Here is a 23,750-nt window from a genome sequence, read left to right as displayed (position 1 = left end):
GGCAGCTGCCCGGTATTTTTTTATACCTAAGATAAATGTGCTTCATCATGATCATCTTTGGAAATTAACACATTACGTGGTTTACTTCCTTCATATGGACCGACGATTCCCCTTGCTTCCATTTCATCGATTAACCTTGCAGCCCGTGTATAGCCAATCCTGAAACGGCGCTGAAGCATAGAGACAGAAGCTGTCTGCATTTCGGTAATTAAAGCCACCGCTTCCCCATATAAGCTATCTTCGACTTCACCGCTTGACGTCTCCGGTATCTCATCCGGTATCATTTCTTCGTTGTACTGGGCTTTCTGTTGGGAAATGACGTAAGTGACCACTTCTTCAACTTCATGATCAGATAAGAAAGCCCCTTGGACGCGAATTGGTTTTGAAGATCCAACAGGTAAAAATAGCATATCTCCACGGCCTAACAGTTTCTCCGCACCTCCCATATCGAGTATGGTTCTAGAATCCGTTGAGGAGGAGACACTAAAAGCAATCCTGGATGGGATGTTGGCCTTGATGACCCCCGTAATAACATCTACAGACGGTCGCTGAGTGGCTATGATTAAGTGGATGCCCGCTGCCCTTGCCATCTGTGCAAGACGTGTGATAGCATCCTCCACGTCATTTGAAGCCACCATCATCAAATCAGCCAGCTCATCGACTATCACTACTATATAGGGTAACAACGGTTGTTTGGAATCTTCCTCACTGTTAAAACGGTTAACGTAATCGTTATAGCCTTCTATATTACGCGTACCCGTATGTGAAAAGAGCTCGTAGCGTCGTTCCATTTCACTGACCACTTTTTGCAAAGCTTGGGCCGCTTTTTTCGGATTAGTCACGACTGGTGCCAGTAAATGCGGAATTCCATTATACACATTGAGTTCCACCATTTTCGGATCAATCATCATCATCTTCACTTCATGAGGTTTTGCCCGCATCAAGATACTTGTGATAATGCCGTTGATACAGACGGATTTACCACTGCCTGTAGCCCCCGCTACCAGTAAATGGGGCATTTTATTAAGTTCCGCCTTAACCGCTTCACCGGAAATATTTCGGCCTAGACCAATTTGCAGCTTGGCATCCGGCTTGTCCACTTCTTTTGCATCCAATACTTCTCTAAGGGAAACCATTGCCACCTCAGAATTCGGCACCTCAATGCCAATCGCCGATTTACCTGGAATCGGTGCTTCCATCCGGATATCTTTAGCTGCAAGTGCCAGTGCCAGGTCATCGGAAAGGCTCACTATTTTACTGACTTTCACCCCTACATCCGGGTGCACTTCATATTTAGTTACAGCCGGTCCCAAATAAACTTGAGTGACTCTTGCTTTGACCCCAAAGCTCTGAAAAGTACGTTCAAGTTTTGCCGCATTTTCATGAATTAATTGATACTCTCCACTTTGATCCGTTTTTTTCGGTTGCGATAACAAGGAAAGTGGCGGTAGAGCATATTCTTTATTTTCTACTTCCGTAAAATTGATGGCAGGAACAGGATCGTCATGTTCTTCTTCTTCAGCCGAAGGTAGCGTTTCAGCAGACGGTTGTTCATCCTTTTCATCATCACCGTATGCTTTATCTGCAAAGCTTGAAATAATACGTTCTGTCGCCACTTGTTGTGTCTCTTCTTCCTGCTGTGTGGCATGAACCTCTTCTTCCACTGGTTCTTTTTCACGTTTTTTCTTTTTGACCGGATCTTTTTTCTTCTGTTTCTTATCGTTATTCCATGTTTTCATGTCATCACTAAACGCGGTCCATTGCCTTTTAACAAAGCTACCAAGGGCAAAGGCAAATTTACCAAGAGTATCGCCTAGTGTTTTCCCAGTCAGTAATACAATCCCGATGATTATTAGGACGATGGATACGATTTTTGAACCCGCTTCATCGAACAAGAAATAAGAAGCAGCGAATAAAACAGCTCCAACCATCCCACCTCCAAGATCTTTTGTGCTAGCATTTCCAGTCACTTCCATCCAGAACAATTCCCAAGTATTCGAAATGACACTTGGCTTTGCGAAAGGACCACCTTCGGCCAATAAATTAAAGAGGGTGACATGACTAAGCAGTAGCATGCTCGCAACAATGAAATACAAGCCAATTAACTGCCGTTTCAATAAATATGGAACTTCTCTTTTAATCATTAAATAAAAGCCCGCCGCTATTGCCCCTAATAAAAATAGGATATACCATTCCCCCATAAAGAAACGGACTAAAAGGACGGTACCATTTCCCACTGCCCCTAGTTTTGCAATGGCAATGACGGCCAGACTTATTATGATCAGACCAATCAATTCATATTTAAGCGTAATCTTTAATTTTTCTGAACTTTTCTTTGTCCTTTTTTTCTTCTTCACCATAAAATCACCTGATTCTTCTTGAAACTTCTTTCCATTCGTATGGTACAACTCAATAGGAAACAAACGTTCGTTCATCGATTATATCAAAAAAATATCATGTTGTCCCTTGATCGTGTCTTATCTAACATGGAAAAATCAAACCAATGAATAAAGCAGCCAAAGGGCTGCTAATTTTTTCATTAGTATATCATAATTTCTCTCCGTTGGTCCTTTTTTCTAATTTCTCAACGGTTCGAATACATTGACGACTTCACCAGGCTGTACATTGGTCTTCATGTAATCCTCAGGATTCGTACTCACGATCCGATCAATGCGAAACGAACTTCCTCCTTCATGTTCCACCATAACATGAACCCCATTCACCTTCATTTCAATCATTTGTGCAATTTTCTCATGGGGATGAGGGAAGATGATTTCTTCTGGAACGATCGTATAAAGTGTCATTGCAGTAGCCCCTCTTCTCCTTTATTTGTACTTCTTTCCTCCATGAATTCATTCAGTTTCCTCATCGCCTGCCCTACTCCTCCGACACCATCAATCATTCCTACATCGACCGCTTCCACCCCGATTACATTCGTGCCTATATCCCTCGTTAAATTTCCTTTAGCGAACATTAGATCTTTAAAACTGTCTTCGGTAACATTGGAATGCCGTGTGACAAACTTTATGACCCGTTCCTGCATTTTATCTAAGTATTCAAATGTTTGCGGTACTCCAATGACCATACCTGTCAACCTAATAGGATGGATCGTCATGGTCGCCGTCTCTGCTATAAAGGAATGATCACAAGATACGGCAATCGGCACCCCAATGGAATGTCCGCCGCCTAAAACGATGGAGACGGACGGCTTAGACAAGGAAGCTAACATCTCGGCAATGGCTAGTCCCGCTTCCACGTCTCCTCCGACGGTATTTAAAATGACAAGTAACCCCTCAATATTAGGATTTTGTTCAATCGCAACAATTTGAGGAATAACATGCTCATACTTTGTCGTTTTATTTTGTGGAGGAAGTTGCATGTGACCTTCAATTTGACCAATGATCGTCAAACAATGGATTTTTGAGTCTTTCGATAATTGTGGGACACTTGTTGTTCCCAACTGCTGAATCTTCTCAATTAAAGTTGAATTTTTACCTTCCTGCCGTCCTTCATTTTCATTTGGTAATGGTGTATCCACTTATGGCAACCCCTTTCTCAAAAGCCTATGCCCTTATTATGTCTCGAGTCTTAAACTTCATTCTTCCAGTCAGATAGCCTGCATGAGAAAAAGCCTTGCCCCTTATAAAAATCGAAATCGAAAGGAATACAAAAAGGCAGAAACGTTGTATGAACGTTGCTGCCTTTTGCATTTTCACTTATTTGAAAAAGGGGTATGAAAATCCCTTCTTTATTAATATTCCATGATGATGGGTAATATCATCGGGCGACGCTTTGTTTTTTCATAGAAGAATTGGTTTAGCGCATCACGCATTTCCTGTTTCAGCGTGGACCAATCGAAAGGCTGACGAGAACCGTTTTTCTTCACTATCTCATTGACAATGGCTGTTGCTTCCGTCATCATTTTTTCTGATTCACGTACATATACGAATCCACGGGAGATGATTTCCGGACCTGCAGCAATGCTCTTATCTTGTCGATTCAACGTGACAACAACAATCAATATACCATCTTGTGATAACAGACGGCGATCACGGAGTACGATATTCCCGACATCACCAACACCACTGCCATCAATTAAAATATTTCCAGCAGTTACCTTGCCTGAAAGGGCAATCTTATCACCATTCATTTCAATGACGTCACCTTTTTCAGCAATCATGATGTTTTCCGGCTTGATTCCGGCAGAGATACCTACTTTTTGGTGAGAATAAAGGTGACGGTATTCCCCATGTACCGGTATGAAAAACTTAGGGTTCATCAGGTTGATCATCATTTTCAATTCTTCCTGACTACCATGGCCCGTAACATGGACCTTATATTTATTAGAAGAAACGACTTCCGCACCCACCCGGTAAAGTAAGTCGACGGTTTTTGATAGAATGAGTTCTCCACCCTGTAGTGGGGACGCACTGATCAAGACCGTATCCCCTTTCTTAATCGTAACTTGCTTATGAGTCTGCTTCGCCATTTTTTGAAGTGCCGCTATCGGCTCCCCTTGATGACCCGTTGATAGCACCACAATTTCACGGTCTTCGTATTGGCTGATTTCACTGACCGGAATGATTAAATCTTCTTCCACTTTTAAGTAACCTAGATTTAAGGCTGTTTCATATACCCGCTTCAGACTTTTTCCAACAACGGCCACTTTCCTTTTATTCGCTGCAGCCGCATTGAAAACATGCTGAATTCGATTTACGTTCGAAGCAAAGCAGGCAACGATAATTCTTCCGGTTGTGGAACGGAAAGCTTCGGTAATATCCTTGGCCACTACCGCTTCGGATGGTGTATAGCCTGGTTTCTCCGCCCCTGTGCTATCAGATAGGAGACACAGGACCCCTTCTTCTCCTATACTTGCCATTTTGCCTATTTCCGGTTTATACAGTTCGGTCGCAGCTTGATCAAACTTGAAATCACCGGTGTAGACGATGGCCCCTTCACGAGTATGGATGACCACTCCCACAGAATCAGGGATACTATGGTTCGTACGGAAAAAGGAAACAGCAGCCTCTGGGAAACTCAAAAGGGAATCAGAGTCAATCTCAGTAAAAATTGCCCGGCCATTAAAGCCATCTTCCTTCAACTTAGTCTTAATCAGCGCTAGTGTTAACTTTGTCCCATAAACAGGAACAGGTAAATACTTCAATACATAAGCTAGGGCTCCCATATGATCTTCATGACCATGCGTTATAAAAATCCCCTGAATCCGTTCTTTGTTATCCATCAAATAAGAAATATCAGGTATGACAGCATCGATGCCAAGCATTTCTTCTTCCGGCAACATCAAACCTGCATCCAAAAGATAAAGGTCATCGTTCACCTCAACTACATACATATTTTTACCAAGTTCCCCTTGTCCCCCAAGAGAAATCACTTTAATTCCATTATTTTTATCTTTACCCAATCGAATATCCTCCTTAAAAAATAGCCGTTCATAAGTTCCAATGATTTCATTATAACTCAAGTTCAAAAAACATGACAACACATACCATTTTTAGAAAGATTTTTTCCTCTACTTGGCCATGCGTATATGTATAGGTCCCACTTCTCAATTTTTGTCTTTTTTAAAGAAAAGACTATTAGAAGTATAAGCCTTTATCCTATAACTGGAAAGAAAATAATACGGGAATCCCAAAACTAATCATTCTCTATGTAAAAACAAGCCAATCATTAAACGATCAGCTTGTTTGGTGATTATTTTTATTTATTTAAGACGGATATGAGCGTTAAGCGCTCTTTTTCAGTCAATGGTACAATTGGTAACCTGACTGAGCCTACATCTATGCCACGAATTTGAAGAGCCGTTTTAACAGGCGCAGGGCTTGGTGCTGCAAATAAGCCTTTTATGAGCGGGAGTAGCTCCTGATGAAGTCTCGCCGCTTCCGATAAGTTCCCAGTGACGAAAGCTTCAACAATTTTCTGCATTTCATTCCCGGCTACATGGGAAGCAACCGATACGACCCCAACCCCACCGATTGCTAGTACAGGAAGGGTTAAAGCATCATCGCCACTATATAAAGCGAAATCTTCATCCGTTTCGGCAATAATTTGGGTCATGGCGTTTAAATCGCCGCTCGCCTCTTTCACAGCCACGATATTCGGTATTTCCGCAAGGCGAATAATGGTCTCCGGTTCAATATTGACCGAAGCACGTCCCGGAATGTTATAAACCATGACCGGCAATATCGTACTTTCGGCAATCGCTTTAAAATGTTGGTATAGGCCTTCCTGATTCGTTTTACTATAATAAGGAGCCACCAACATGATTGCGTCGGCGCCATTCTTTTCTGCTTTTTTAGTCAGCTCAATGGAAGCATATGTGTTATTGCTCCCAGTTCCCATGATGATTGGCACCCGTTTTTCTACAACCTTGGTGACATGGCGAAGCAAGGCTATCTTCTCTTCCGAGGATAATGTCGGTGATTCCCCAGTTGTACCCGCAAGTACAAGCGAATCCGTTCCGTTCGATAATAAGTAATTGACTAATTTAGTTGTTTTTTGAAAATCAACGTTTCCCTTGCTATCGAAAGGGGTGACCATTGCGGTTGATACTCTACCAAATATCATTATTTAACACCTCTTTAATTTTTAAAACCTCTATATAGATTATTCTGCTTCTATTTCATGTAAATGGAATGCATCATGAAGTGAATTTACAGCCTTGATTAAATCTTCTTCCTTCACTAGAACCCATATAGTCGTATGGCTATCCGCGGATTGTAGAATCGAGATTTCATTTTCCGATAATGCTGTGACAATTTTTGATGCAACCCCAGGTACTCCGTTGATGCCTGCGCCCACGACTGATACCTTCGCACAATTCCGCTCAACGAGAGGCTCATGTCCCATTCCTGTAAGAATGGAAAGTGCAAGTTCGGTCATCTCTTCCGTGACCGTATACACGACACCATGCGGAGAAATATTGATAAAGTCTACGGAAATAGATGCATTTGCCATTGCTTTAAACACTTCTGCCTGTAAATTATATTGTCCTTTTTTTGCATTCACCTTAATTTGGGTGATTTTCGAAACATGAGCGATTCCTGTAACGAGTCTTTCCCTGATATCACTACCTTGGCTTCCTTTATTGACACTGGTAACCAGAGTTCCCAACCCTTCACTGTATGTCGAACGAATCCGGATTGGTACTTTTGCCTGCATAGCAATTTCGACCGCGCGGGGATGGATGACTTTAGCACCTTGATATGCCATATTGCATACCTCAGTATAAGAAACGATCGATAATGGGCGTGCATGCTCTGCAATCCGTGGATCAGCGGTCATGATACCTTCGACGTCCGTGAAAATATCAACGCGGTCAGCCTGTAAAGCCGCCCCCAATGCAGCAGCCGAAGTGTCACTTCCACCTCGTCCAATAGTTGTCATGTCCCCATTTTTAGCGGCCCCTTGGAAGCCTGCGACCACGACGACATCCTTCAATTCAAGTTCTTTCAGAAGACGGTCACATTTCATTTCAATGATTTTCGCACTCGAAAATTCATAATTCGTCTGGAACCCTGCTTGAGCACCTGTGTATGCAGTAGCCTCGATTCCATGTTCCAATAACATATTCGTAAATACGACAGAAGAGATCGTTTCCCCTACCGACATTAGTAAATCCTGTTCCCGCTTGGAGAGGCGGGCGTTGGAACCATTCACTAAAGAAAGTAACGTATCCGTCGCATATGGATCGCCCTTCCTACCCATGGCAGAAACAACGACCACCACTTTGTAGCCTTCTTTAATTGCCCTTTCGATATGATTCTTGGCATGGGCCCGGCTCTCTTCGTCCCGGACTGATGTCCCACCGAATTTCTGGACGATTATTTTCACTATTCTCACCCCAAATATAAGCCAGCTCCCCCGTTAAGGAAGCTGACCTAACTCTCTATCATGTTGACAAGTCTTAGCTGCTTGAGTTTTTACCTTACTTAACTGTCACTAACCCTAATTTTAAAAGGCTTTCAGCTATTTGGACAGAATTCCATGCTGCCCCTTTTAATAGATTATCGGAAACTATCCATAAATGGAAGCCTTTATCTTCATCTAAATCTTTACGGATCCGGCCAACGAATACGTCATTCTTGCCGACAGATGATGCAGGCGTTGGATAAACCTGTTGTTCTGGCTCATCTTCTAATACGACTCCCGGTGCCGTTTTCATCAAATTCTTGATCTCAGACGCAGAAATGCCTTCTTTTTCGACTTCGATGTATACGGATTCCGAATGCCCCGTTACAACAGGAAGCCTTACGCAAGTTGCCGCTACAGGTAGCTCTTCCATATGCATGATTTTCTTTGTTTCATTAATCATTTTCATTTCTTCAAACGTGAATCCATTATCTTGGAACCTATCGATTTGTGGAATGACATTGAAAGCAATTTGATAATGCTTGGCATCCCCTTTTACCGGCAAGATTTTTGGTTCGATTTCTTTTTCATCCAGAAGATCACGAGCCTGATCCTTTAGTTCGTTTATCGCAGCGACTCCAGCTCCAGATACTGCCTGGTATGTTGAAACGACTACCTTTGATAAACCAAACTCTTGACGGATTGGTTCCAATGCAACAACCATCTGGATTGTTGAGCAATTCGGGTTGGCAATGATCCCGTTATGCTGTTTCAAGTCCTCTTCATTTACTTCCGGTACAACAAGCGGAACATTTTCATCCATGCGGAACGCGCTTGTATTATCTACTACTATCGCTCCTCTTTTTACTGCTTCAGGAGCCAATTCCTTAGACACACTTCCTCCTGCACTGAAAAGAGCGATATCTATGCCTTCAAAGCTTTCAGGTTTTGCTTCCTGAACTTCGATTTCTTCGCCTTTAAATGACAATTTAGTCCCTGCAGAACGAGCCGATGATAAAAAGATGATTTTCTTAATCGGTAAATCCCGTTGTTCAAGTGTTGAAATCATTTGTTGTCCTACTGCTCCAGTCGCTCCTACTACTGCAATATGCAATCCCTGTGTCCCGGTCATTTGTCCATACTCCTTTTCTATCTCTAAAAGTTGGTTTATAATTTGTCTAATTATTTCTACTTGCTCAGAATATCATATATTTTAACACATTAACATTCGAAAGAACGCACTTTAACAAAATATTCTGGTAGTATAGATTGTTTTTGGTTCTTAACGATAATTCCAACTGGTTGCAAAGCATGAACAAATGACATTTCCTGGATTTAGGCATTATGGAACGACAATTAGATTACATCATCTTTGAACCTTTCAATAATCACTGGCTGTATTTGTTCTCCTTCTATTGCCGCCACGATGGTATCCCGAATCAAACTCATTCTCGCCACCATCGAGCTCGGTTTGCCTACCGGATTATCTTGGCCGTATGGAACAAAATAAATATCCTTTGCAGCCATCAGCCTCATTAAATTTACACCATTCAAACCAAGGGCATCGTTGGTTGAAATCGCAACCACAACTGGACGGTGATTTCTCATCGTCGCTTTTGCAGCCATAAGTACAGGCGAATCTGTAAGGGCATTTGCCATCTTACTCATCGAATTCCCGGTCAACGGAGCAATGACCATGCAGTCTAGCGGCAATTTAGGTCCTAATGGCTCTGCTTTGACGATTGTATCAACGGCTTCATTTCCCGTCAATTTTTCTATACGTGCAACCCAGTCCTCCCCATTTCCAAAGCGTGTTTCCGTATTTTGAACAGTGGATGTCACAATCGGAATGACTTCTGCCCCTTCATTTATAAGTTTTTCTATCTCGGGAAACACACTATCGTATGTGCAATGCGATCCTGTCAATCCAAAACCGATCCGTTTACCTTTCAGACTCATAATTTTTTCCCCTTTCTTTTCAAGAATTCCCCTTGGATCAAGACCCCAAGTGCATTCGCCAAAATTTGACCGGCAGTTTTCGGGGCCACTATCCCCGGTAGGCTTGGCGCCAATAACGCTTTAATTCCCCTTTTTTCCGCAAAACGAAAATCCGTCCCCCCAGGCTTTGAAGCAAGGTCAATAATCAAAGTATGAACGGGCATGTTTGCAAGAACGTCTGCTGTAATGATGGGAAAAGGGATGGTATTAATGCAAATATCAACATTTTTCATTTCGGACGCAAGATCATTTAGATGAAAAGGGATTATCGCCATTTCAGTAATTCTCGCAATATCTTCGCTTTTCCTCGCCCCTACCTTCACTTTGGCTCCAAGTGCTTGAAATGATCGTGCCACACTCATCCCAACCCTTCCTAGGCCTAGAACGGCAACATCCGATCCATGGATGGTAAAATCCGTGTGTTGAATAGCCATCATGATTGCGCCCTCTACGGTGGGAATCGAATTGTATATCGCTACATCGTCTCGTTCAAATAAGAGTACGAGTTTACGATCTGCTTCCTTGAATAATCGATCGAGGTAATCATTACTGATTCCTGAATAAAATACACAATCCTTTGGCGTGTCATTTATCATGGACTCGGTCAAGAAAACATCTTCACTGGAGAAGATGGTTTCCACTTTACCGGTTGAATCCGTCCCTCGCACAGGCAAGATAACTGCATCCAGTTCCGTAAAATTTATATCTTCTAATTTCTCCTTAACCGCACCTGTAAACGCATGGTCAAGCTGTTCAAACCCTACTAAAAACAGCTTCGCATCTAGCTCAGTCAGTTTACGAACAACTTCAAGCTGACGCGCATCCCCACCGATTACAGCGATTTGCATGTCTGTGAGCATTAAATCGTCACCTTCTTTTTAAAAATCCAACCCACTCCTCGCCCAAGATCAACTCTTGAAGGCGTTTTGTTATCCGATATTCATTCAGTCTCCATCCATCTTATGTACTGAAATAAAGAACGGTGATTAGAAAAGTAAAAACGCCTATAGCTATTACCAGCTAAGGCGCTCATTAGTCTTTTCTCATTTTCATTCCTATCCATCCATATGTTCTCCGTCTTCCACCGAATGAGCTTCAAGTTCTTCCCTAAAATCGATAATGAGCATATCCGTTCCCACTTTTTTAATGTGATTCCATGGTACCCTGATTTCACTTCCATTTCTGAAAAGCCCAAACCATTTTACTGAAGGAATGACCAAAGTGGTAATTTGTCCCGTTTCGTCAAATTCCAAATCCGTTTGTCCCAGGACACCTAATCGTTCTGCCCTGTTCACATCGACTATCTCTTTTCCACTTAATTCACTCAGCCTCAAATCCGTATCCCCCTTTTTTTCTCCTTAATTCCATCTATATCCGAAATCAAGAGAACTTAGAAGGCATTTATAAAAATAGTCGTCCCCTTCCTTCCAAAAAAAACCTGCTCTCCTAAACAGAAGAACAGGTCGTAGATATTTATTTATCCCAATTTCCCAAAGGGCTCACCAACGATAAAGAGTGTTCTGTGAAGATACGGTTTGCTAGTTCATTGACACTATCTTCCGTAACTTCATCAATCTTGACGATGATATCATCCAGTGAACGATGCTCACCTAGCATTAGCTCATTTTTGCCATTACGGCTCATTCGGCTGTTTGTGCTCTCAAGGCTTAGCATTAAGCTACCTTTTAGCTGTTCCTTACTATTTCGCAATTCTTTTTCTGTGATTCCGTCTCTTTTCAGCGTAGCAAGCGTCTCCTGGATCGTATCATACAAGCTGTCAAGCTGGCTTGTGCCTGTCCCACCATAAATGGTCACTAAACCCGTATCCTGGTAGCTTGAATGGTAAGAATATACCGAGTAGGCCAGCCCACGTTGCTCACGGACCTCTTGGAATAGACGGCTACTCATGCTACCTCCAAGGATATTATTCAATGTGACTAGACTATAGGTTTTATCATTTCCGATTTCCAAACCTTTGAAACCGAGGCATAGGTGTGCTTGTTCAGTCTCTTTTTTACGAGTGATTCTATTTTCATGGAATGAAGGCTTCACCAATTCAAGACGCTCTTCCCCACCTTGATAGGAACCAAAGTAACTTTCCACTTCCTGAATCAACTTCTCGTCCACATTTCCAGCAATCGAGATGACGACTTTATCAGGCGTATACATATCATGAACATATTTCTTAAGTGTTTCACTATTGAATGTTTCCAACGTACTTTCCGTACCAAGGATTGGATAGCCAAGAGGATGATTTTCATAGACAGCCTTGCTCAAAAGGTCATGGACGATATCATCGGGTGTATCTTCATACATTTTGATTTCTTCATAGACAACATTTTTTTCTTTTTTCAATTCTTCCTCATCAAATGTAGAGTTGAAGAACATATCAGCAAGAATTTCAAGAGCATAGCTTGCATGGTTATCCATTACTTTAGCATAGTAGCATGTATACTCTTTTGAAGTAAATGCATTCACTTGGCCGCCAATGCTGTCAAACGACTCGGCGATTTCACGCGCGTTCCTCGTTGTCGTCCCTTTGAAAAACATATGCTCAAGAAAATGGGATACACCATTCAGTTCCGGTGTTTCATTCCGCGAACCGGTCTTGATCCAAACTCCAATTGCCGCTGAACGCACTGTTGGAATATTTTCCAATACTATTCTTACTCCATTTTGACACGTGTATTTCTTAATCAACTAACATTCCTCCCAATCATTCTATGCTGCTATCGTAACCAAAGCCTTACGGATTCAAACGTTCCTCACTAACTGCTTCCGAAACCTTAACAACTTCCAGGTCTTTCTTTTCTATATTAATAATTAACGTCTCCAAGGATTTGGCTGTAGATTCTGTCGGATGCATTAAAATAAAAGCTCCAGGGTGAACTTTAGAAAGGACCCTTTGTTGAAGGACCTCGGGGCTGGGTTTTTGCCAGTCAATCGTATCCACACTCCACATCACGGTCCCCATTCCTAAAGAACTCGCAATTTTGACCGTTTCGTCTCGATAACTCCCACTTGGAGGGGCGAACCAATTCATCTTCACGCCCGTCACAGCTTCCACCACTTCATTCGTCTTGGTGATTTCCTCCCGTGTTGCCTGTGAGGAAATGGTTTGCATATTAGGATGCGAGTATGAATGATTGCCTATTTCATGACCACCATCCACAATCATTTTTGCGAATTCCGGATTATTTTTCGTCCATTTCCCTTCTAGAAAAAACGTCGCCTTTACATTATGCTTCTTCAACACAGCCAACATATCTTGTAGGTATTCATTTCCCCAAGCCACATTGATTAAAAATGATACAACCTGCTTTTCCGGATGTGCCCGGTAAATGGGTGCAGGCTCAAGATCTTTTAAATGGACTTTTGGGGGAACTTGTTCATACACAAGCTTATCCTTATCGAATTTATCCTCCTTCTTCATTGCTTTATACGAAGCCTGGATATTGACCGTAAGGCCATTATACCCAGGAACGGTCTTCCAAACCGAATCTATTCGTGCATCTTGGGGTGCAATCTCATATTTTTGGGCTGATCCTTTTATCTCGGTAAGCAGTTCATCTTCCTGCTTCATGGTAGCCACTGATTGATTCGTTAACTGGGTCAAATAAACTTGTGTATATGGATTTTGCACTAATAACCATGATATACCTGCAATGGCACTTATCGCAACTATCTGCTTCCATTTATTATTCATTTTTTACGCCCCCTTCATACAGAAATGTATGAAGAAAATGGACAAGGTAGAACATGACAACTTTCAATTGCTGAAATGCTTATAAATAAGGGGGCCTTTTCAAACAAAAAAAGCATGCAGGTTCATAAAGAGAACCGCATGCCGTATATTCTTTTTTCTTATGATTGAGAAGGATTAGCTGCTTCTTTTTGTTCTTTAAGTACAGCTTTACGAGAAAGGTTAACCCTACCTTGTTTGTCAATCTCAGTGACCTTTACTAATAGCTCATCGCCAAGTGAAACGACATCTTCCACTTTGCCGACTCTTTCTTCAGCCAATTCCGAAATATGGACCAAACCATCTTTACCATTGAAAATCTCCACGAAGCAACCGAATTTTTCAATGCGTTTAACTTTACCTAAGTATAGTTCGCCCACAACGACTTCACGAACGATGTCTTCAATGATTTTTTTAGCTTTTTCGATCATCGGTTCGTCCGTTGAAGAAATGAATACCGTACCATCTTGTTCGATATCGATTTTCACGCCGGTCTCTTCAATGATTTTATTGATATGTTTACCACTAGGTCCGATAACATCGCGGATTTTGTCCGGATTAATGGTCATTGTAACGATTTTAGGCGCATATTTGGACAATTTTTCACGCGGTTGATTGATTGTAGCAATCATCGATTCCAAGATATGCATGCGGCCTTTTTTAGCTTGAAGCAATGCTTCTTCAAGAATTTCTCTTGAAAGACCATCAATTTTGATATCCATTTGAAGAGCGGTAACACCTTTAGATGTTCCAGCCACTTTAAAGTCCATATCGCCAAGGTGATCTTCCATGCCTTGAATATCAGTCAGGATCGTATAATGCTCACCTGTTTTTACAAGACCCATTGCGATACCTGCAACCGGTGCTTTCAATGGAACACCCGCGTCCATCATAGCTAGCGTACTAGCACAGATACTTGCTTGAGATGTTGATCCATTAGATTCAAGTACTTCAGATACAAGTCTGATTGTATAAGGGAAGTCTTTATCATTTGGAATGACTGGTTCTAATGCTCTTTCACCAAGTGCACCGTGACCGATTTCACGACGTCCTGCCCCGCGGATCGGACCTGTTTCCCCAACACTGAAATGTGGGAAGTTATAATGATGCATAAAGCGTTTTGACTCTTCTGTTCCAAGCCCGTCCAAAATTTGTACATCTCCTAGTGCTCCCAGTGTACAAATGGATAGTGCTTGTGTTTGTCCGCGTGTGAACAATCCAGAGCCGTGGGTACGTGGTAAAATCGTAACTTCAGATGACAATGGTCTGATTTCATCAGGATTACGGCCATCCGGACGTACTTTTTCTTCCGTGATTAAACGGCGGACTTCTGATTTAACCAGTTTATTTAAAATTTCTTTAATTTGTTTTAGTTTTTCTTCATCAGTTTCTTCTTCGTATTTAGCCAACACATCATCTTTAACCTCTTTGATGGCGGCTTCACGTGCATGTTTTTCCTGAACTTGTACAGCTTTGTTAAGTTCCGCCTCACATAGGCCTTTCACTTCTGCTTCAAGTTCTTCATCCACTTTATACAAAGTGATTTGTAGCTTTTCCTTGCCAATTTCAGCAACGATTTTTTCTTGGAATGCAATGACCTTCTTGATTTCATCATGTCCAAACATGATGGCTTCAAGCATTGTTTCTTCAGGCACTTCATTCGCTCCAGCTTCAACCATGTTGATAGCGTCCTTTGTTCCAGCAACCGTTAAGTTGATATCACTTTTCGCAAGTTGGTCAACAGTAGGGTTTATGATGAATTCATTATTGATTCTTCCTACTACTACGCCCGCGATTGGTCCTTCAAACGGAATGTCAGAAACTGAAAGTGCAAGGGAAGAACCTAGCATTGCTGCCATTTCTGTAGAACAATCTTGATCAACACTCATGACCATGCTGATGATTTGAACGTCGTTCCTGAAACCATCCGCAAATAGTGGGCGAATTGGACGGTCAATTAGACGGCTTGCCAAAATAGCTCTTTCGCTCGGTCTACCCTCACGTTTAATGAAGCCCCCTGGAATTTTACCGACTGCATACAGTCTTTCTTCGTAGTTGACTGTCAACGGGAAGAAGTCGACGTTTCTAGGTTCTTTAGAAGCAGTTGCTGTACTTAAGACAGCTGTTTCGCCATAACGGACTAAAACGGCTCCGTTCGCTTGTTTGGCCAACTGACCGATTTCTACCGTTACATTACGGCCGGCCCAGTCAAATGAATACGTATGTTTTCCCTGTCCCATTTATTAAACCCCTCTCTGAATCTTCGCTATTAGAGGCTTAGTTTACCTAAACCTTTATTAAAATAAATCATTATATGTGAAAGTAATTGAACTCAAGTTATAACCAAACTATCACTATTATGCACGAAAAAAACAAGTGTTAACAGTAATATGACTAAATATTTATTCATTCAATTATGTATATATCTTAATCATTTATGAGTAGAAAAAAACTCGGCGGCTGCCGAGTCCAAAGGACGATGGCTTAGCCTAAAAATTGATAGCGTCCAAATCATTTGAATAACATCAAAAAAGCGGGAAATTTCCCGCTTTTTTTGAAAAAATTATCTACGTAGACCTAATGTGTTAATTAGTGTACGGTAACGAGTAACGTCTTTATTACGTAGGTAAGTTAAAAGATTACGACGTTTACCTACCATTTTAAGAAGACCGCGACGAGAATGGTGATCTTTTTTGTGTGTGCGTAAGTGACCGTTCAAGTTGTTGATTTCTTCTGTTAGTACTGCGATTTGAACTTCTGGAGATCCAGTGTCAGTATCGTGAGTTCTGAACTCAGCGATAAGTTCGTTTTTGCGTTCTTGTGTAATAGCCATGTTATTATTCCTCCTAAAATTCTGTAAAATCACCTATTACCGAGCCAGCGTCGGAGTCTCGACTAGCCAAGCAATGGTTATTTTCATACATACAATAGAATACATGTTTTCCGTCAAAATTGCAAGCCTTGTCTTCTATCCTTTTGGTTTCTTACAATGTTACCCGTTCAATTCGGCAAAATATGCTTGCGTATTTTGCTTGTCAATTTCAATCTGGTTGACTAACTCTTCAAGTCCCGAGAATTTGCGCTCGCTTCTCAACCTAATATGCCACTCGACTGACACCTGTTCTCCATAGATATCTCCTGTAAAACCTAATGCATGAACTTCTACGCTAGGATATTCGGGTTTTTCTTCATGGAATGTCGGCTTATACCCTACATTGCACACCCCATCATACCAGGATCCACTTATTTTAATCCTGACTGCATATACGCCAGGTGCGGGGAATATGTAATCATCACTCACTTCAATATTCGCGGTCGGGAATCCTAACTTTCTCCCCCGCTTTTCTCCATGGACTACATGTCCCTTTGTTACATAGCGACGACCCGCTAAATGATAGAAGTCAGAAAAATCACCATTGCTGAGCGTCTCCCTGATTCTTGTGGAACTTACCTTTCCGTCCTCGAATGTCTGCTTTGCAACGACGGTTTGACCAAATCTCCCCTTAGCATAGATAGGTAGGTCATCCATGGATCCATTGCCATAGCGGCCATATGAATAATCAAAACCTGCTACAACGTGACGGACATTCAGACCCACTATGTAATCATCCACGAACTCCTCAGGTAGCATCGAAGCGAATTCCTTACTGAAGTTGACGACAAATAGGTAATCGATTTCCATCGTTTCTATGATTTTTATCTTATCTTCCAGTGGTGTAATATAACGGATGTTTCCCACTTTCTTCCCTAATACAGCGGAAGGATGTGGATCAAATGTCATGACTGCTGACATAAGATTCATTTCATGAGCCTTTTGCTTAGCGGTTTGGATGACAGTTTGATGTCCTTTATGGATGCCATCAAAAAAACCAAGTGCCATGACAAGCTCAGGGAAGTCATCCGGTTTAAATTGATGAGGATGCTCTAATGCAATCACTTTCACCTTTCAATCTCCTCTTTCCGACGGCAAAAACGGTCTATGATTCTTGTGCGAAAACTTTGACAGGTTTAATTAACCCTTCTTTTGTGGGATGTATTTGATAAATGGCAATCGCCTTATCAGTGGGATCCATCATGACAAATGGTTGCCCCTTTTCAAAAACAACATCCTCCGTTTGTTCCAATACCGCACCGTTAAGTACTTTCTTTGCTACTTTATCATTAATCTGGAATTTCGGCAAATGTAACAATCCACGTTCTAATGGCAACAGAAAATCTCCTGTCTTTTCTGATTCCATGAATTCTTCCACCTCAGCGAACGTGAAACAATCCTCAAGCGTAAAGCCAGCCGCTTCAATCCGGACCAAGTCCGACATATGTGCCGGGTATCCCAATCTTTCGCCCATCATCACCGCTAATGTCCGAATATAGGTTCCTTTGCTACACTTGACACGAAACCGGAAGGAAATGGTTTCACCTTTGAATTCTGAACGGTCATCCAGTAAAGTAATATCATGAATAGTTACTTCCCGTGTTGGACGTTCCACTTCTATCCCAGCCCGAGCATATTCATATAGCTTTTTGCCATTTACCTTGACAGCTGAGAACATTGGTGGAGTTTGTTCAATTGTTCCTGTTAGGGATTTCAATACCTCAAGGATTTGTGAACGTTGAAATGTTTCGGTTACCTTTTGTTCCGCCACCTTTTCTCCAGTCGCATCTTCGGTAGCCGTTGAAAAACCAAGCGTCACTTCCCCTTCATACGCTTTACCTGCTTCTGTTAAGTATTCGGCAATTTTCGTTGCCCTGCCGATACATATCGGTAAAACACCGGTGACTTCAGGATCTAAAGTGCCCGTATGTCCGACTTTTTTCGTTTTTAAAATCTTCCTTAATTTAAAAACACAATCATGGGATGTCATTCCCTTTGGTTTCCATAATGGGAGTATGCCGTCCATTCCTTCACCTCATTAATCTTGTCATTTCAAAAAAAAGAGGCCGAGCCAAGAAGTGCAAAGCACTTATTGAGTCAGCCTCCATTTACTGCTTGCTTATTCTTCGTCTTTTACTGAAGGTTTTTCCTCTTTTTTGATTTGAGAAATTAATGATTCGATACGGTTACCATAATCGACGGATTCATCAAATTCAAAAAACAACTCCGGAGTTTTACGCAAGCGAATTCTTTGCCCAATTTCTGAACGCATGAATCCTTTTGCCTTTTCAAGACCCTGCAAAGTTTTTTCCCGTTGCTCCTGGTCTCCCAAGACAGAGATATAAATTGTTGCTTGTTGTAAATCGCCTGTCACTTCAACATCCGTTACTGTGACGAATCCGATTCTTGGATCTTTAATTTTGCGGCCGATGATTTCACTCAGCTCTTTTTTCATTTGTTCGCCCACACGATTTGCTCGAAGGCTCATAATATCACCTCGCTAGCTTATAGCCAGTCTATATCTGTTATTGTGCGCTCAATTTCCGGAAATGAATCTAGAAATTTAAGGGCATTTTGAAGTTCCCTCTCAGTAGCTTTCCTTGAGGAAGAAACAGTTACGATAGAAATCTTAGTACGCTGCCAAAGATCCTGGAAATCCGTTTCCGCTACCGAGACATTAAGCTTCTGCTTAAGCCGTGTCATGACACGTTGCAACACAGCTCGTTTTTCTTTCAAAGAATGGGTGTCATAGATCATGCACTCACATTGGACGGATCCAACGATCATTTACGCTCGATCTCTTCCATTATATAAGCCTCAATTACATCGCCCTCTTTAAGGTCATTGTAATTTTTAATGGTAATACCACATTCATAATTTGTTGCCACTTCTTTAACGTCATCTTTAAATCGTTTCAATGCGTCAATTTCACCTTCGTAAATGACAACACCTTCACGAATTAAGCGAATTCCGCTGTCACGCGTAAGTTTTCCTTCGGTAACATATGAACCAGCAATTGTACCAACTTTAGATACTTTGAAAGTTGTACGAACTTCAGCTTGACCAATGATTTTTTCTTCGAACTCAGGATCAAGCATCCCTTTCATAGCCGATTCAATCTCTTCAATTGCTTTGTATATGATACGGTGAAGGCGAACATCAACTTGTTCTGATTCAGCGGCACGCTTCGCATTCGCATCGGGACGAACATTAAAACCAATTACGATTGCATTAGAAGCGGTAGCAAGGATGATATCAGACTCTGTGATAGCACCGACGCCGATATGAATGATTTTTACTTTAGCGCCTTCTACTTCTATTTTATTCAGGGAAGCGGCTACTGCTTCAGCAGAACCTTGAACATCCGCTTTTAAGATGATGTTCAATTCCTTAATTTCCCCTTCTTTCATTTGTTCAAACAATGTATCAAGCGTTACACGTGATTTTTCATTACGTTGTGAAGCAAGTTGTCTCTGTGCACGTACTTCCCCAACTTGGCGGGCTGTTTTCTCATCTTCAAAGACGATGAAACGGTCGCCTGCTTGTGGAACTTCATTCAATCCAGTGATTTCAACCGGTGTTGATGGACCTGCATCCTTAACACGGCGTCCAAGATCACTGACCATGGCACGTACACGGCCGAAAGTGTTACCGATAACGATTGGGTCTCCGACTTTCAAAGTACCGTTTTGGACTAGTAACGTCGCCACAGAGCCACGGCCTTTATCCAAACGTGCTTCTATAACCGTTCCGTTCGCTTTACGGGTTGGATTGGCTTTATATTCTTCTACTTCACTAACTAGTAGAATCATTTCCAGCAAGTTATCAATTCCTTCACCCGTTTTGGCAGAAATAGGTACGAAGATCGTATCTCCACCCCATGCTTCAGAAACTAAACCATGCTCTGTTAATTCTTGCATGACGCGGTCAGGATTAGCTGCTTCTTTATCCATTTTATTAACAGCAACAATGATTGGAACATCCGCTGCTTTAGCATGGTTAATCGCTTCAATTGTTTGCGGCATTACACCGTCATCCGCTGCTACAACAAGAATCGTAATATCCGTGATTAAAGCTCCACGAGCACGCATTGTTGTAAACGCAGCATGTCCTGGTGTATCAAGGAATGTGATTTTCTTGTCATTGACTTTGACTTGGTAAGCACCGATATGTTGAGTGATTCCGCCCGCTTCGCCTTCTGTTACTTTCGTATGGCGAATAGAATCAAGCAATGTCGTTTTACCATGATCGACGTGACCCATGATAGTTACGACTGCTGGACGTTCGATTAAATCTTCAGAAGCATCTTCAGTCACTAATGACTCAAGATCTGTCAAGTCAACACGAATCTCTTCTTCAGCCAATACTCCGTACTCAGTACAGATTAATTCGATAGCATCTTTATCCAACGTTTGGTTGATTGTAGCCATGACTCCAAGCATGAAAAGCTTCTTAATGATTTCAGAAGGTTCACGGTGAAGTTTCTTACCAAGTTCCATGACAGTCAAAGACTCATAAAACGTAATTTTTTCTGGAAGTTCTCTTTCCTTACGTTTTGTAACTGGTGCCTGCGGCGCCGATTGTCTTTGTTTGTTATTCTTATTACGGTTATTTCTTCCCCTGCTAAACTGTCCTGATGGTTTTTTAGTGCCCAACGGTTTAACTGGTGGCTTTTTCTTTAGCTTTTCTTTATTGATCGTGCTTTTCTCATCTGCTTCAGCTTCGTATTTCGCAACCGTTGCATTTGCTTTTGGTTCAGCAGCTGCTTGGGTTGGTTCTTCGCTTTTTGGTTTAAGAGAATCGTTTAATTTGTTTACAGTTGAATCGTCTAATGCTGTCATATGGTTTGTTACCTCTATATTCATTTCTTTAAGTTTATTTATTACGTCTTTACTTGAAACGTTTTTCTGTTTTGCATATTCATATACACGCAATTTTGTCATACGTTCACCCCCGGTAAATTTAATCGAGCAGCATTCGGAGTTTTTGTGCAAAACCTTCATCAAGAACTGCGACGGCAACTCTAGCATCTTTGCCAATAGCATGGCCGAGCATAGATCTGTCTTCGACTCTTTTTAAAGGAACCTGATAAAATGCGCACTTATCAGAGATTTTTTTCTCAGTGTTTTTTGAAGCGTCCGCGGCTAAAATAACAACTTTGGCATTACCGCTTCTAATCTCTTTAACCACTAATTCTTCACCCGAAATTAGCTTGCGTGCTCGATTGGCCAAACCTAATAGAGACATCCATTGTTGTTGTTGGGTCATGGTGTTAGTCTTGCTCCTTATCCACTAATTCAAGCAATTGTTCATAAAGGGAAGAATCAATTTGAGTACTAAGGTGATTTGCCAGCACATTTTTCTTTTTTGCCAGCTCGATAATATTCCGATCAAGGGTCAAATAAGCTCCCCTTCCCGATTTTTTTCCGGTCGGATCAAGGCTGACTTCCCCTTCTTTAGATCGAACGATACGAATGAGTTCTTTCTTTGGCTTCATAACGCCAGTGGCAACACATTTACGCATCGGGATTTTTTTTCGGCTATTCATCTATTTTCACCTCTACCTTACTCGTTATCCTCTTCGAATTCTTCATCCTCTTCATTCACATAACTATCCCGGCTTAATAAGAACTCCTGTTCTTCAACAGGGTAAATACCAGCTTCGCGGGCTTCCGTTTCACTCTTGATATCAATTTTCCAGCCAGTCAGTTTGGCTGCTAAGCGTGCGTTTTGTCCACGCTTACCAATTGCTAGTGAAAGTTGGTAGTCAGGAACAATGACCGTCGTCGCTTTGTCTTCTTCTTTAACGATTACTTCAAGCACTTTTGAAGGACTTAAAGCATTCGCAACAAAGATAACAGGATTTTCTGACCATTTAACGATATCGATCTTCTCACCTTTTAATTCATTGACGATAGCCTGGACACGCTGTCCTTTTTGGCCAACACATGAACCAACTGGATCGACTTCCTCATTATCTGAGTGTACAGAAATTTTTGAGCGGTCGCCTGCTTCTCTGGCAACTGATTTGATTTCTACAGTTCCATCAAAAATCTCAGGCACTTCTATCTCAAACAAACGTTTTAAAAGACCTGGATGAGAACGGGATACAAAAATTTGTGGCCCTTTCGAAGTCTTTTCAACTTTTGTAATGAAAACCTTGATGCGGTCGTGAGGTTTATACTGTTCATTTGGCATCTGTTCATTGACAGGAAGCAATGCTTCAATTTTCCCCAAACTCACATAGATGAAACGTGAATCCTGGCGTTGCACGATACCTGTCATGATATCCTCTTCACGGTCTATGAATTCTGCGTAAATGATACCACGTTCAGCTTCACGCACTCTTTGTGTTACGACCTGCTTGGCTGTTTGTGCAGCAATACGGCCGAAATCCTTAGGCGTAACTTCCATTTCCACAATATCTTCCAACTGGTAGTTTGGATCTATTGCTCTTGCTTCTTCAACGGAAATTTCCAGACGTGAATCGAATACTTCCTCGACTACATCTTTTCTGGCAAATACTCGCATGGTGCCTTTGCCTAAATTCAAGTCGATACGTACATTTTGTGCTTGGTTAAAGTTACGGCGATATGCCGATATAAGTGCAGCCTCAATCGCGTCGATCAAAACTTCTCTCGAAATTCCTTTATCATGTTCTAAAATATAGAGAGCATCCAATAACTCATTGCTCATGGTGATCCCCCTTACGGATATTTAATTAATAATTGCTTGATTAAGAGAAGGTAATGGCAAGTCTTGCTTTCGCCACTTTTTCAAATGGAATGACGACTATTTTCTTTCTAGTCTTGATTTTGATTTCAAGCGTCACTTCATTCCCATCATAATTGGTCATGATTCCTTCGAATTCTTTTTCATTTAAAATGGGCTCGTATGTTTTTATGTAAACATTTTTACCGATAGCATTAAGGAAATCCTTCTCTTTTTTTAGAGGCCTTTCCGCTCCGGGAGATGAAACTTCGAGAAAATAAATTTGTGGAATTGGATCGACTTCATCAAGCTTTTCACTGAGCTTTTCACTCGTTTTCCCGCAATCTTCAAGATCTACGCCTGTCTCTTTATCAATGTACACTCGAAGGAACCAGTTCTTGCCTTCCTTCACATACTCCACTTCAACTAATTCAAGCTGCAATTCTTCAAGAATTGGTAGAGCTAATTCTTCTACAACTTCCGTTACCTTTTTACTCATTTGTTTCCTCCATACGTGCGTTGTGTGCGCTTGGTTTCGGATTCAAAATTAAATGGTCA

Annotated in this window: 23 protein-coding genes; all 23 read right to left on the bottom strand. The window is 41.6% G+C overall.

All coding sequences use genetic code 11. From position 1 onward, the window contains the following. Positions 1 to 26: 26 nt before the first annotated feature. The 23 genes from ACQKIC_RS10350 to rimP all read right to left on the bottom strand — a co-directional run bounded on the left by ACQKIC_RS10350 (position 27) and on the right by rimP (position 23,691). Positions 27 to 2,360, bottom strand: a complete 2,334-nt coding sequence (locus ACQKIC_RS10350; protein WP_427591160.1) for a DNA translocase FtsK — start codon at positions 2,358 to 2,360, stop codon at positions 27 to 29. Between the two features lie 216 nt (positions 2,361 to 2,576). After that, positions 2,577 to 2,804, bottom strand: a complete 228-nt coding sequence (locus ACQKIC_RS10345) for a YlzJ-like family protein (protein WP_402868431.1) — start codon at positions 2,802 to 2,804, stop codon at positions 2,577 to 2,579. Next, complete coding sequence (locus ACQKIC_RS10340) at positions 2,801 to 3,478, bottom strand: ClpP family protease (protein ID WP_427591159.1); 678 nt, start codon at positions 3,476 to 3,478, stop codon at positions 2,801 to 2,803. The genes ACQKIC_RS10345 and ACQKIC_RS10340 overlap by 4 nt, the downstream gene beginning before the upstream one ends. 273 nt (positions 3,479 to 3,751) lie before the next feature. Further along, positions 3,752 to 5,422 (bottom strand): ribonuclease J, encoded by a 1,671-nt coding sequence (locus ACQKIC_RS10335; protein WP_427591138.1) that lies wholly within the window; start codon positions 5,420 to 5,422, stop codon positions 3,752 to 3,754. 296 nt (positions 5,423 to 5,718) lie between these two features. Continuing rightward, positions 5,719 to 6,588, bottom strand: a complete 870-nt coding sequence (gene dapA, locus ACQKIC_RS10330; protein ID WP_427591158.1) for a 4-hydroxy-tetrahydrodipicolinate synthase — start codon at positions 6,586 to 6,588, stop codon at positions 5,719 to 5,721. Positions 6,589 to 6,624: 36 nt separating this feature from the next. After that, a complete protein-coding gene (gene dapG, locus ACQKIC_RS10325) occupies positions 6,625 to 7,851 on the bottom strand; it encodes an aspartate kinase (RefSeq protein ID WP_402868426.1) in 1,227 nt (408 codons plus the stop codon). A 94-nt stretch (positions 7,852 to 7,945) separates the two neighbouring features. Then, positions 7,946 to 9,001 carry an aspartate-semialdehyde dehydrogenase gene (asd, locus tag ACQKIC_RS10320; protein ID WP_402868424.1) on the bottom strand — a complete coding sequence of 352 codons (1,056 nt, stop codon included), beginning with the start codon at positions 8,999 to 9,001 and terminating at the stop codon, positions 7,946 to 7,948. 224 nt (positions 9,002 to 9,225) lie between these two features. Continuing rightward, a complete protein-coding gene (locus tag ACQKIC_RS10315; protein ID WP_402956346.1) occupies positions 9,226 to 9,828 on the bottom strand; it encodes a dipicolinate synthase subunit B in 603 nt (200 codons plus the stop codon). Then, positions 9,825 to 10,727, bottom strand: a complete 903-nt coding sequence (gene dpaA, locus ACQKIC_RS10310; RefSeq protein WP_402956345.1) for a dipicolinic acid synthetase subunit A — start codon at positions 10,725 to 10,727, stop codon at positions 9,825 to 9,827. The genes ACQKIC_RS10315 and dpaA overlap by 4 nt, the downstream gene beginning before the upstream one ends. Before the next feature lie 195 nt (positions 10,728 to 10,922). Then, entirely contained in the window at positions 10,923 to 11,201 is a 279-nt protein-coding gene (locus tag ACQKIC_RS10305) for a YlmC/YmxH family sporulation protein (protein ID WP_402868419.1), read from the bottom strand. A gap of 139 nt (positions 11,202 to 11,340) precedes the next feature. After that, complete coding sequence (locus tag ACQKIC_RS10300; protein WP_427591137.1) at positions 11,341 to 12,567, bottom strand: M16 family metallopeptidase; 1,227 nt, start codon at positions 12,565 to 12,567, stop codon at positions 11,341 to 11,343. 46 nt (positions 12,568 to 12,613) lie between these two features. Then, positions 12,614 to 13,573 carry a polysaccharide deacetylase family protein gene (locus tag ACQKIC_RS10295; protein ID WP_402868415.1) on the bottom strand — a complete coding sequence of 320 codons (960 nt, stop codon included), beginning with the start codon at positions 13,571 to 13,573 and terminating at the stop codon, positions 12,614 to 12,616. Between the two features lie 158 nt (positions 13,574 to 13,731). Continuing rightward, positions 13,732 to 15,849, bottom strand: a complete 2,118-nt coding sequence (pnp, locus tag ACQKIC_RS10290; protein ID WP_402868413.1) for a polyribonucleotide nucleotidyltransferase — start codon at positions 15,847 to 15,849, stop codon at positions 13,732 to 13,734. 323 nt (positions 15,850 to 16,172) lie between these two features. Further along, positions 16,173 to 16,442 (bottom strand): 30S ribosomal protein S15, encoded by a 270-nt coding sequence (gene rpsO / locus ACQKIC_RS10285; protein WP_402868411.1) that lies wholly within the window; start codon positions 16,440 to 16,442, stop codon positions 16,173 to 16,175. A 159-nt stretch (positions 16,443 to 16,601) separates the two neighbouring features. After that, the gene (ribF, locus tag ACQKIC_RS10280; protein ID WP_427591136.1) at positions 16,602 to 17,552 is read right to left on the bottom strand and encodes a bifunctional riboflavin kinase/FAD synthetase; all 951 of its coding nucleotides are present in this window, start codon (positions 17,550 to 17,552) and stop codon (positions 16,602 to 16,604) included. Between the two features lie 34 nt (positions 17,553 to 17,586). Then, positions 17,587 to 18,507, bottom strand: coding sequence for a tRNA pseudouridine(55) synthase TruB (gene truB / locus ACQKIC_RS10275; RefSeq protein WP_427591135.1), 921 nt, complete (start codon positions 18,505 to 18,507; stop codon positions 17,587 to 17,589). 93 nt (positions 18,508 to 18,600) lie between these two features. Beyond that, positions 18,601 to 18,969: a 30S ribosome-binding factor RbfA gene (rbfA, locus tag ACQKIC_RS10270; RefSeq protein ID WP_427591134.1), complete on the bottom strand. Its 369-nt coding sequence runs from the start codon at positions 18,967 to 18,969 to the stop codon at positions 18,601 to 18,603. 17 nt (positions 18,970 to 18,986) lie between these two features. Next, positions 18,987 to 19,268, bottom strand: a complete 282-nt coding sequence (locus ACQKIC_RS10265; protein ID WP_402987947.1) for a DUF503 domain-containing protein — start codon at positions 19,266 to 19,268, stop codon at positions 18,987 to 18,989. Further along, complete coding sequence (infB, locus tag ACQKIC_RS10260; protein ID WP_402868401.1) at positions 19,265 to 21,424, bottom strand: translation initiation factor IF-2; 2,160 nt, start codon at positions 21,422 to 21,424, stop codon at positions 19,265 to 19,267. The genes ACQKIC_RS10265 and infB overlap by 4 nt, the downstream gene beginning before the upstream one ends. Positions 21,425 to 21,443: 19 nt before the next feature. Further along, on the bottom strand, positions 21,444 to 21,749 hold the full coding sequence (locus ACQKIC_RS10255) for a YlxQ family RNA-binding protein (protein WP_402868399.1): 306 nt from the start codon (positions 21,747 to 21,749) through the stop codon (positions 21,444 to 21,446). 4 nt (positions 21,750 to 21,753) lie between these two features. Next, positions 21,754 to 22,029: an RNase P modulator RnpM gene (rnpM, locus tag ACQKIC_RS10250; protein WP_402868398.1), complete on the bottom strand. Its 276-nt coding sequence runs from the start codon at positions 22,027 to 22,029 to the stop codon at positions 21,754 to 21,756. A 17-nt stretch (positions 22,030 to 22,046) separates the two neighbouring features. Further along, positions 22,047 to 23,177 carry a transcription termination factor NusA gene (nusA, locus tag ACQKIC_RS10245; RefSeq protein WP_402868396.1) on the bottom strand — a complete coding sequence of 377 codons (1,131 nt, stop codon included), beginning with the start codon at positions 23,175 to 23,177 and terminating at the stop codon, positions 22,047 to 22,049. Between the two features lie 40 nt (positions 23,178 to 23,217). Then, positions 23,218 to 23,691, bottom strand: coding sequence for a ribosome maturation factor RimP (gene rimP, locus ACQKIC_RS10240; RefSeq protein ID WP_402868394.1), 474 nt, complete (start codon positions 23,689 to 23,691; stop codon positions 23,218 to 23,220). Positions 23,692 to 23,750 lie beyond the last annotated feature (59 nt).

The organism is Peribacillus sp. NPDC046944 (assembly GCF_050272735.1).
In the GTDB taxonomy this organism is placed as follows: Bacteria; Bacillota; Bacilli; order Bacillales; family DSM-1321; genus Peribacillus.
Note: the sequence above shows the minus strand (reverse complement) of the source record. Positions and strands in the feature narration are given on the sequence as shown.

Coding starts and splice junctions, on each gene's coding strand:
- rnpM (WP_402868398.1), bottom strand. CDS start 22,029: ATGAATAGCCGAAAAAAAATCCCGATGCGTAAATGTGTTGCCACTGGC.
- dpaA (WP_402956345.1), bottom strand. CDS start 10,727: ATGCTCACAGACATGCAAATCGCTGTAATCGGTGGGGATGCGCGTCAG.
- rimP (WP_402868394.1), bottom strand. CDS start 23,691: ATGAGTAAAAAGGTAACGGAAGTTGTAGAAGAATTAGCTCTACCAATT.
- ACQKIC_RS10350 (WP_427591160.1), bottom strand. CDS start 2,360: ATGGTGAAGAAGAAAAAAAGGACAAAGAAAAGTTCAGAAAAATTAAAG.
- pnp (WP_402868413.1), bottom strand. CDS start 15,849: ATGGGACAGGGAAAACATACGTATTCATTTGACTGGGCCGGCCGTAAT.
- rbfA (WP_427591134.1), bottom strand. CDS start 18,969: ATGAGCCTTCGAGCAAATCGTGTGGGCGAACAAATGAAAAAAGAGCTG.
- infB (WP_402868401.1), bottom strand. CDS start 21,424: ATGACAAAATTGCGTGTATATGAATATGCAAAACAGAAAAACGTTTCA.
- ACQKIC_RS10345 (WP_402868431.1), bottom strand. CDS start 2,804: ATGACACTTTATACGATCGTTCCAGAAGAAATCATCTTCCCTCATCCC.
- truB (WP_427591135.1), bottom strand. CDS start 18,507: ATGGACGGCATACTCCCATTATGGAAACCAAAGGGAATGACATCCCAT.
- ACQKIC_RS10295 (WP_402868415.1), bottom strand. CDS start 13,573: ATGAATAATAAATGGAAGCAGATAGTTGCGATAAGTGCCATTGCAGGT.
- asd (WP_402868424.1), bottom strand. CDS start 9,001: ATGACCGGGACACAGGGATTGCATATTGCAGTAGTAGGAGCGACTGGA.
- ACQKIC_RS10315 (WP_402956346.1), bottom strand. CDS start 9,828: ATGAGTCTGAAAGGTAAACGGATCGGTTTTGGATTGACAGGATCGCAT.
- ACQKIC_RS10265 (WP_402987947.1), bottom strand. CDS start 19,268: ATGATCGTTGGATCCGTCCAATGTGAGTGCATGATCTATGACACCCAT.
- ACQKIC_RS10255 (WP_402868399.1), bottom strand. CDS start 21,749: ATGACCCAACAACAACAATGGATGTCTCTATTAGGTTTGGCCAATCGA.
- rpsO (WP_402868411.1), bottom strand. CDS start 16,442: ATGGCTATTACACAAGAACGCAAAAACGAACTTATCGCTGAGTTCAGA.
- nusA (WP_402868396.1), bottom strand. CDS start 23,177: ATGAGCAATGAGTTATTGGATGCTCTCTATATTTTAGAACATGATAAA.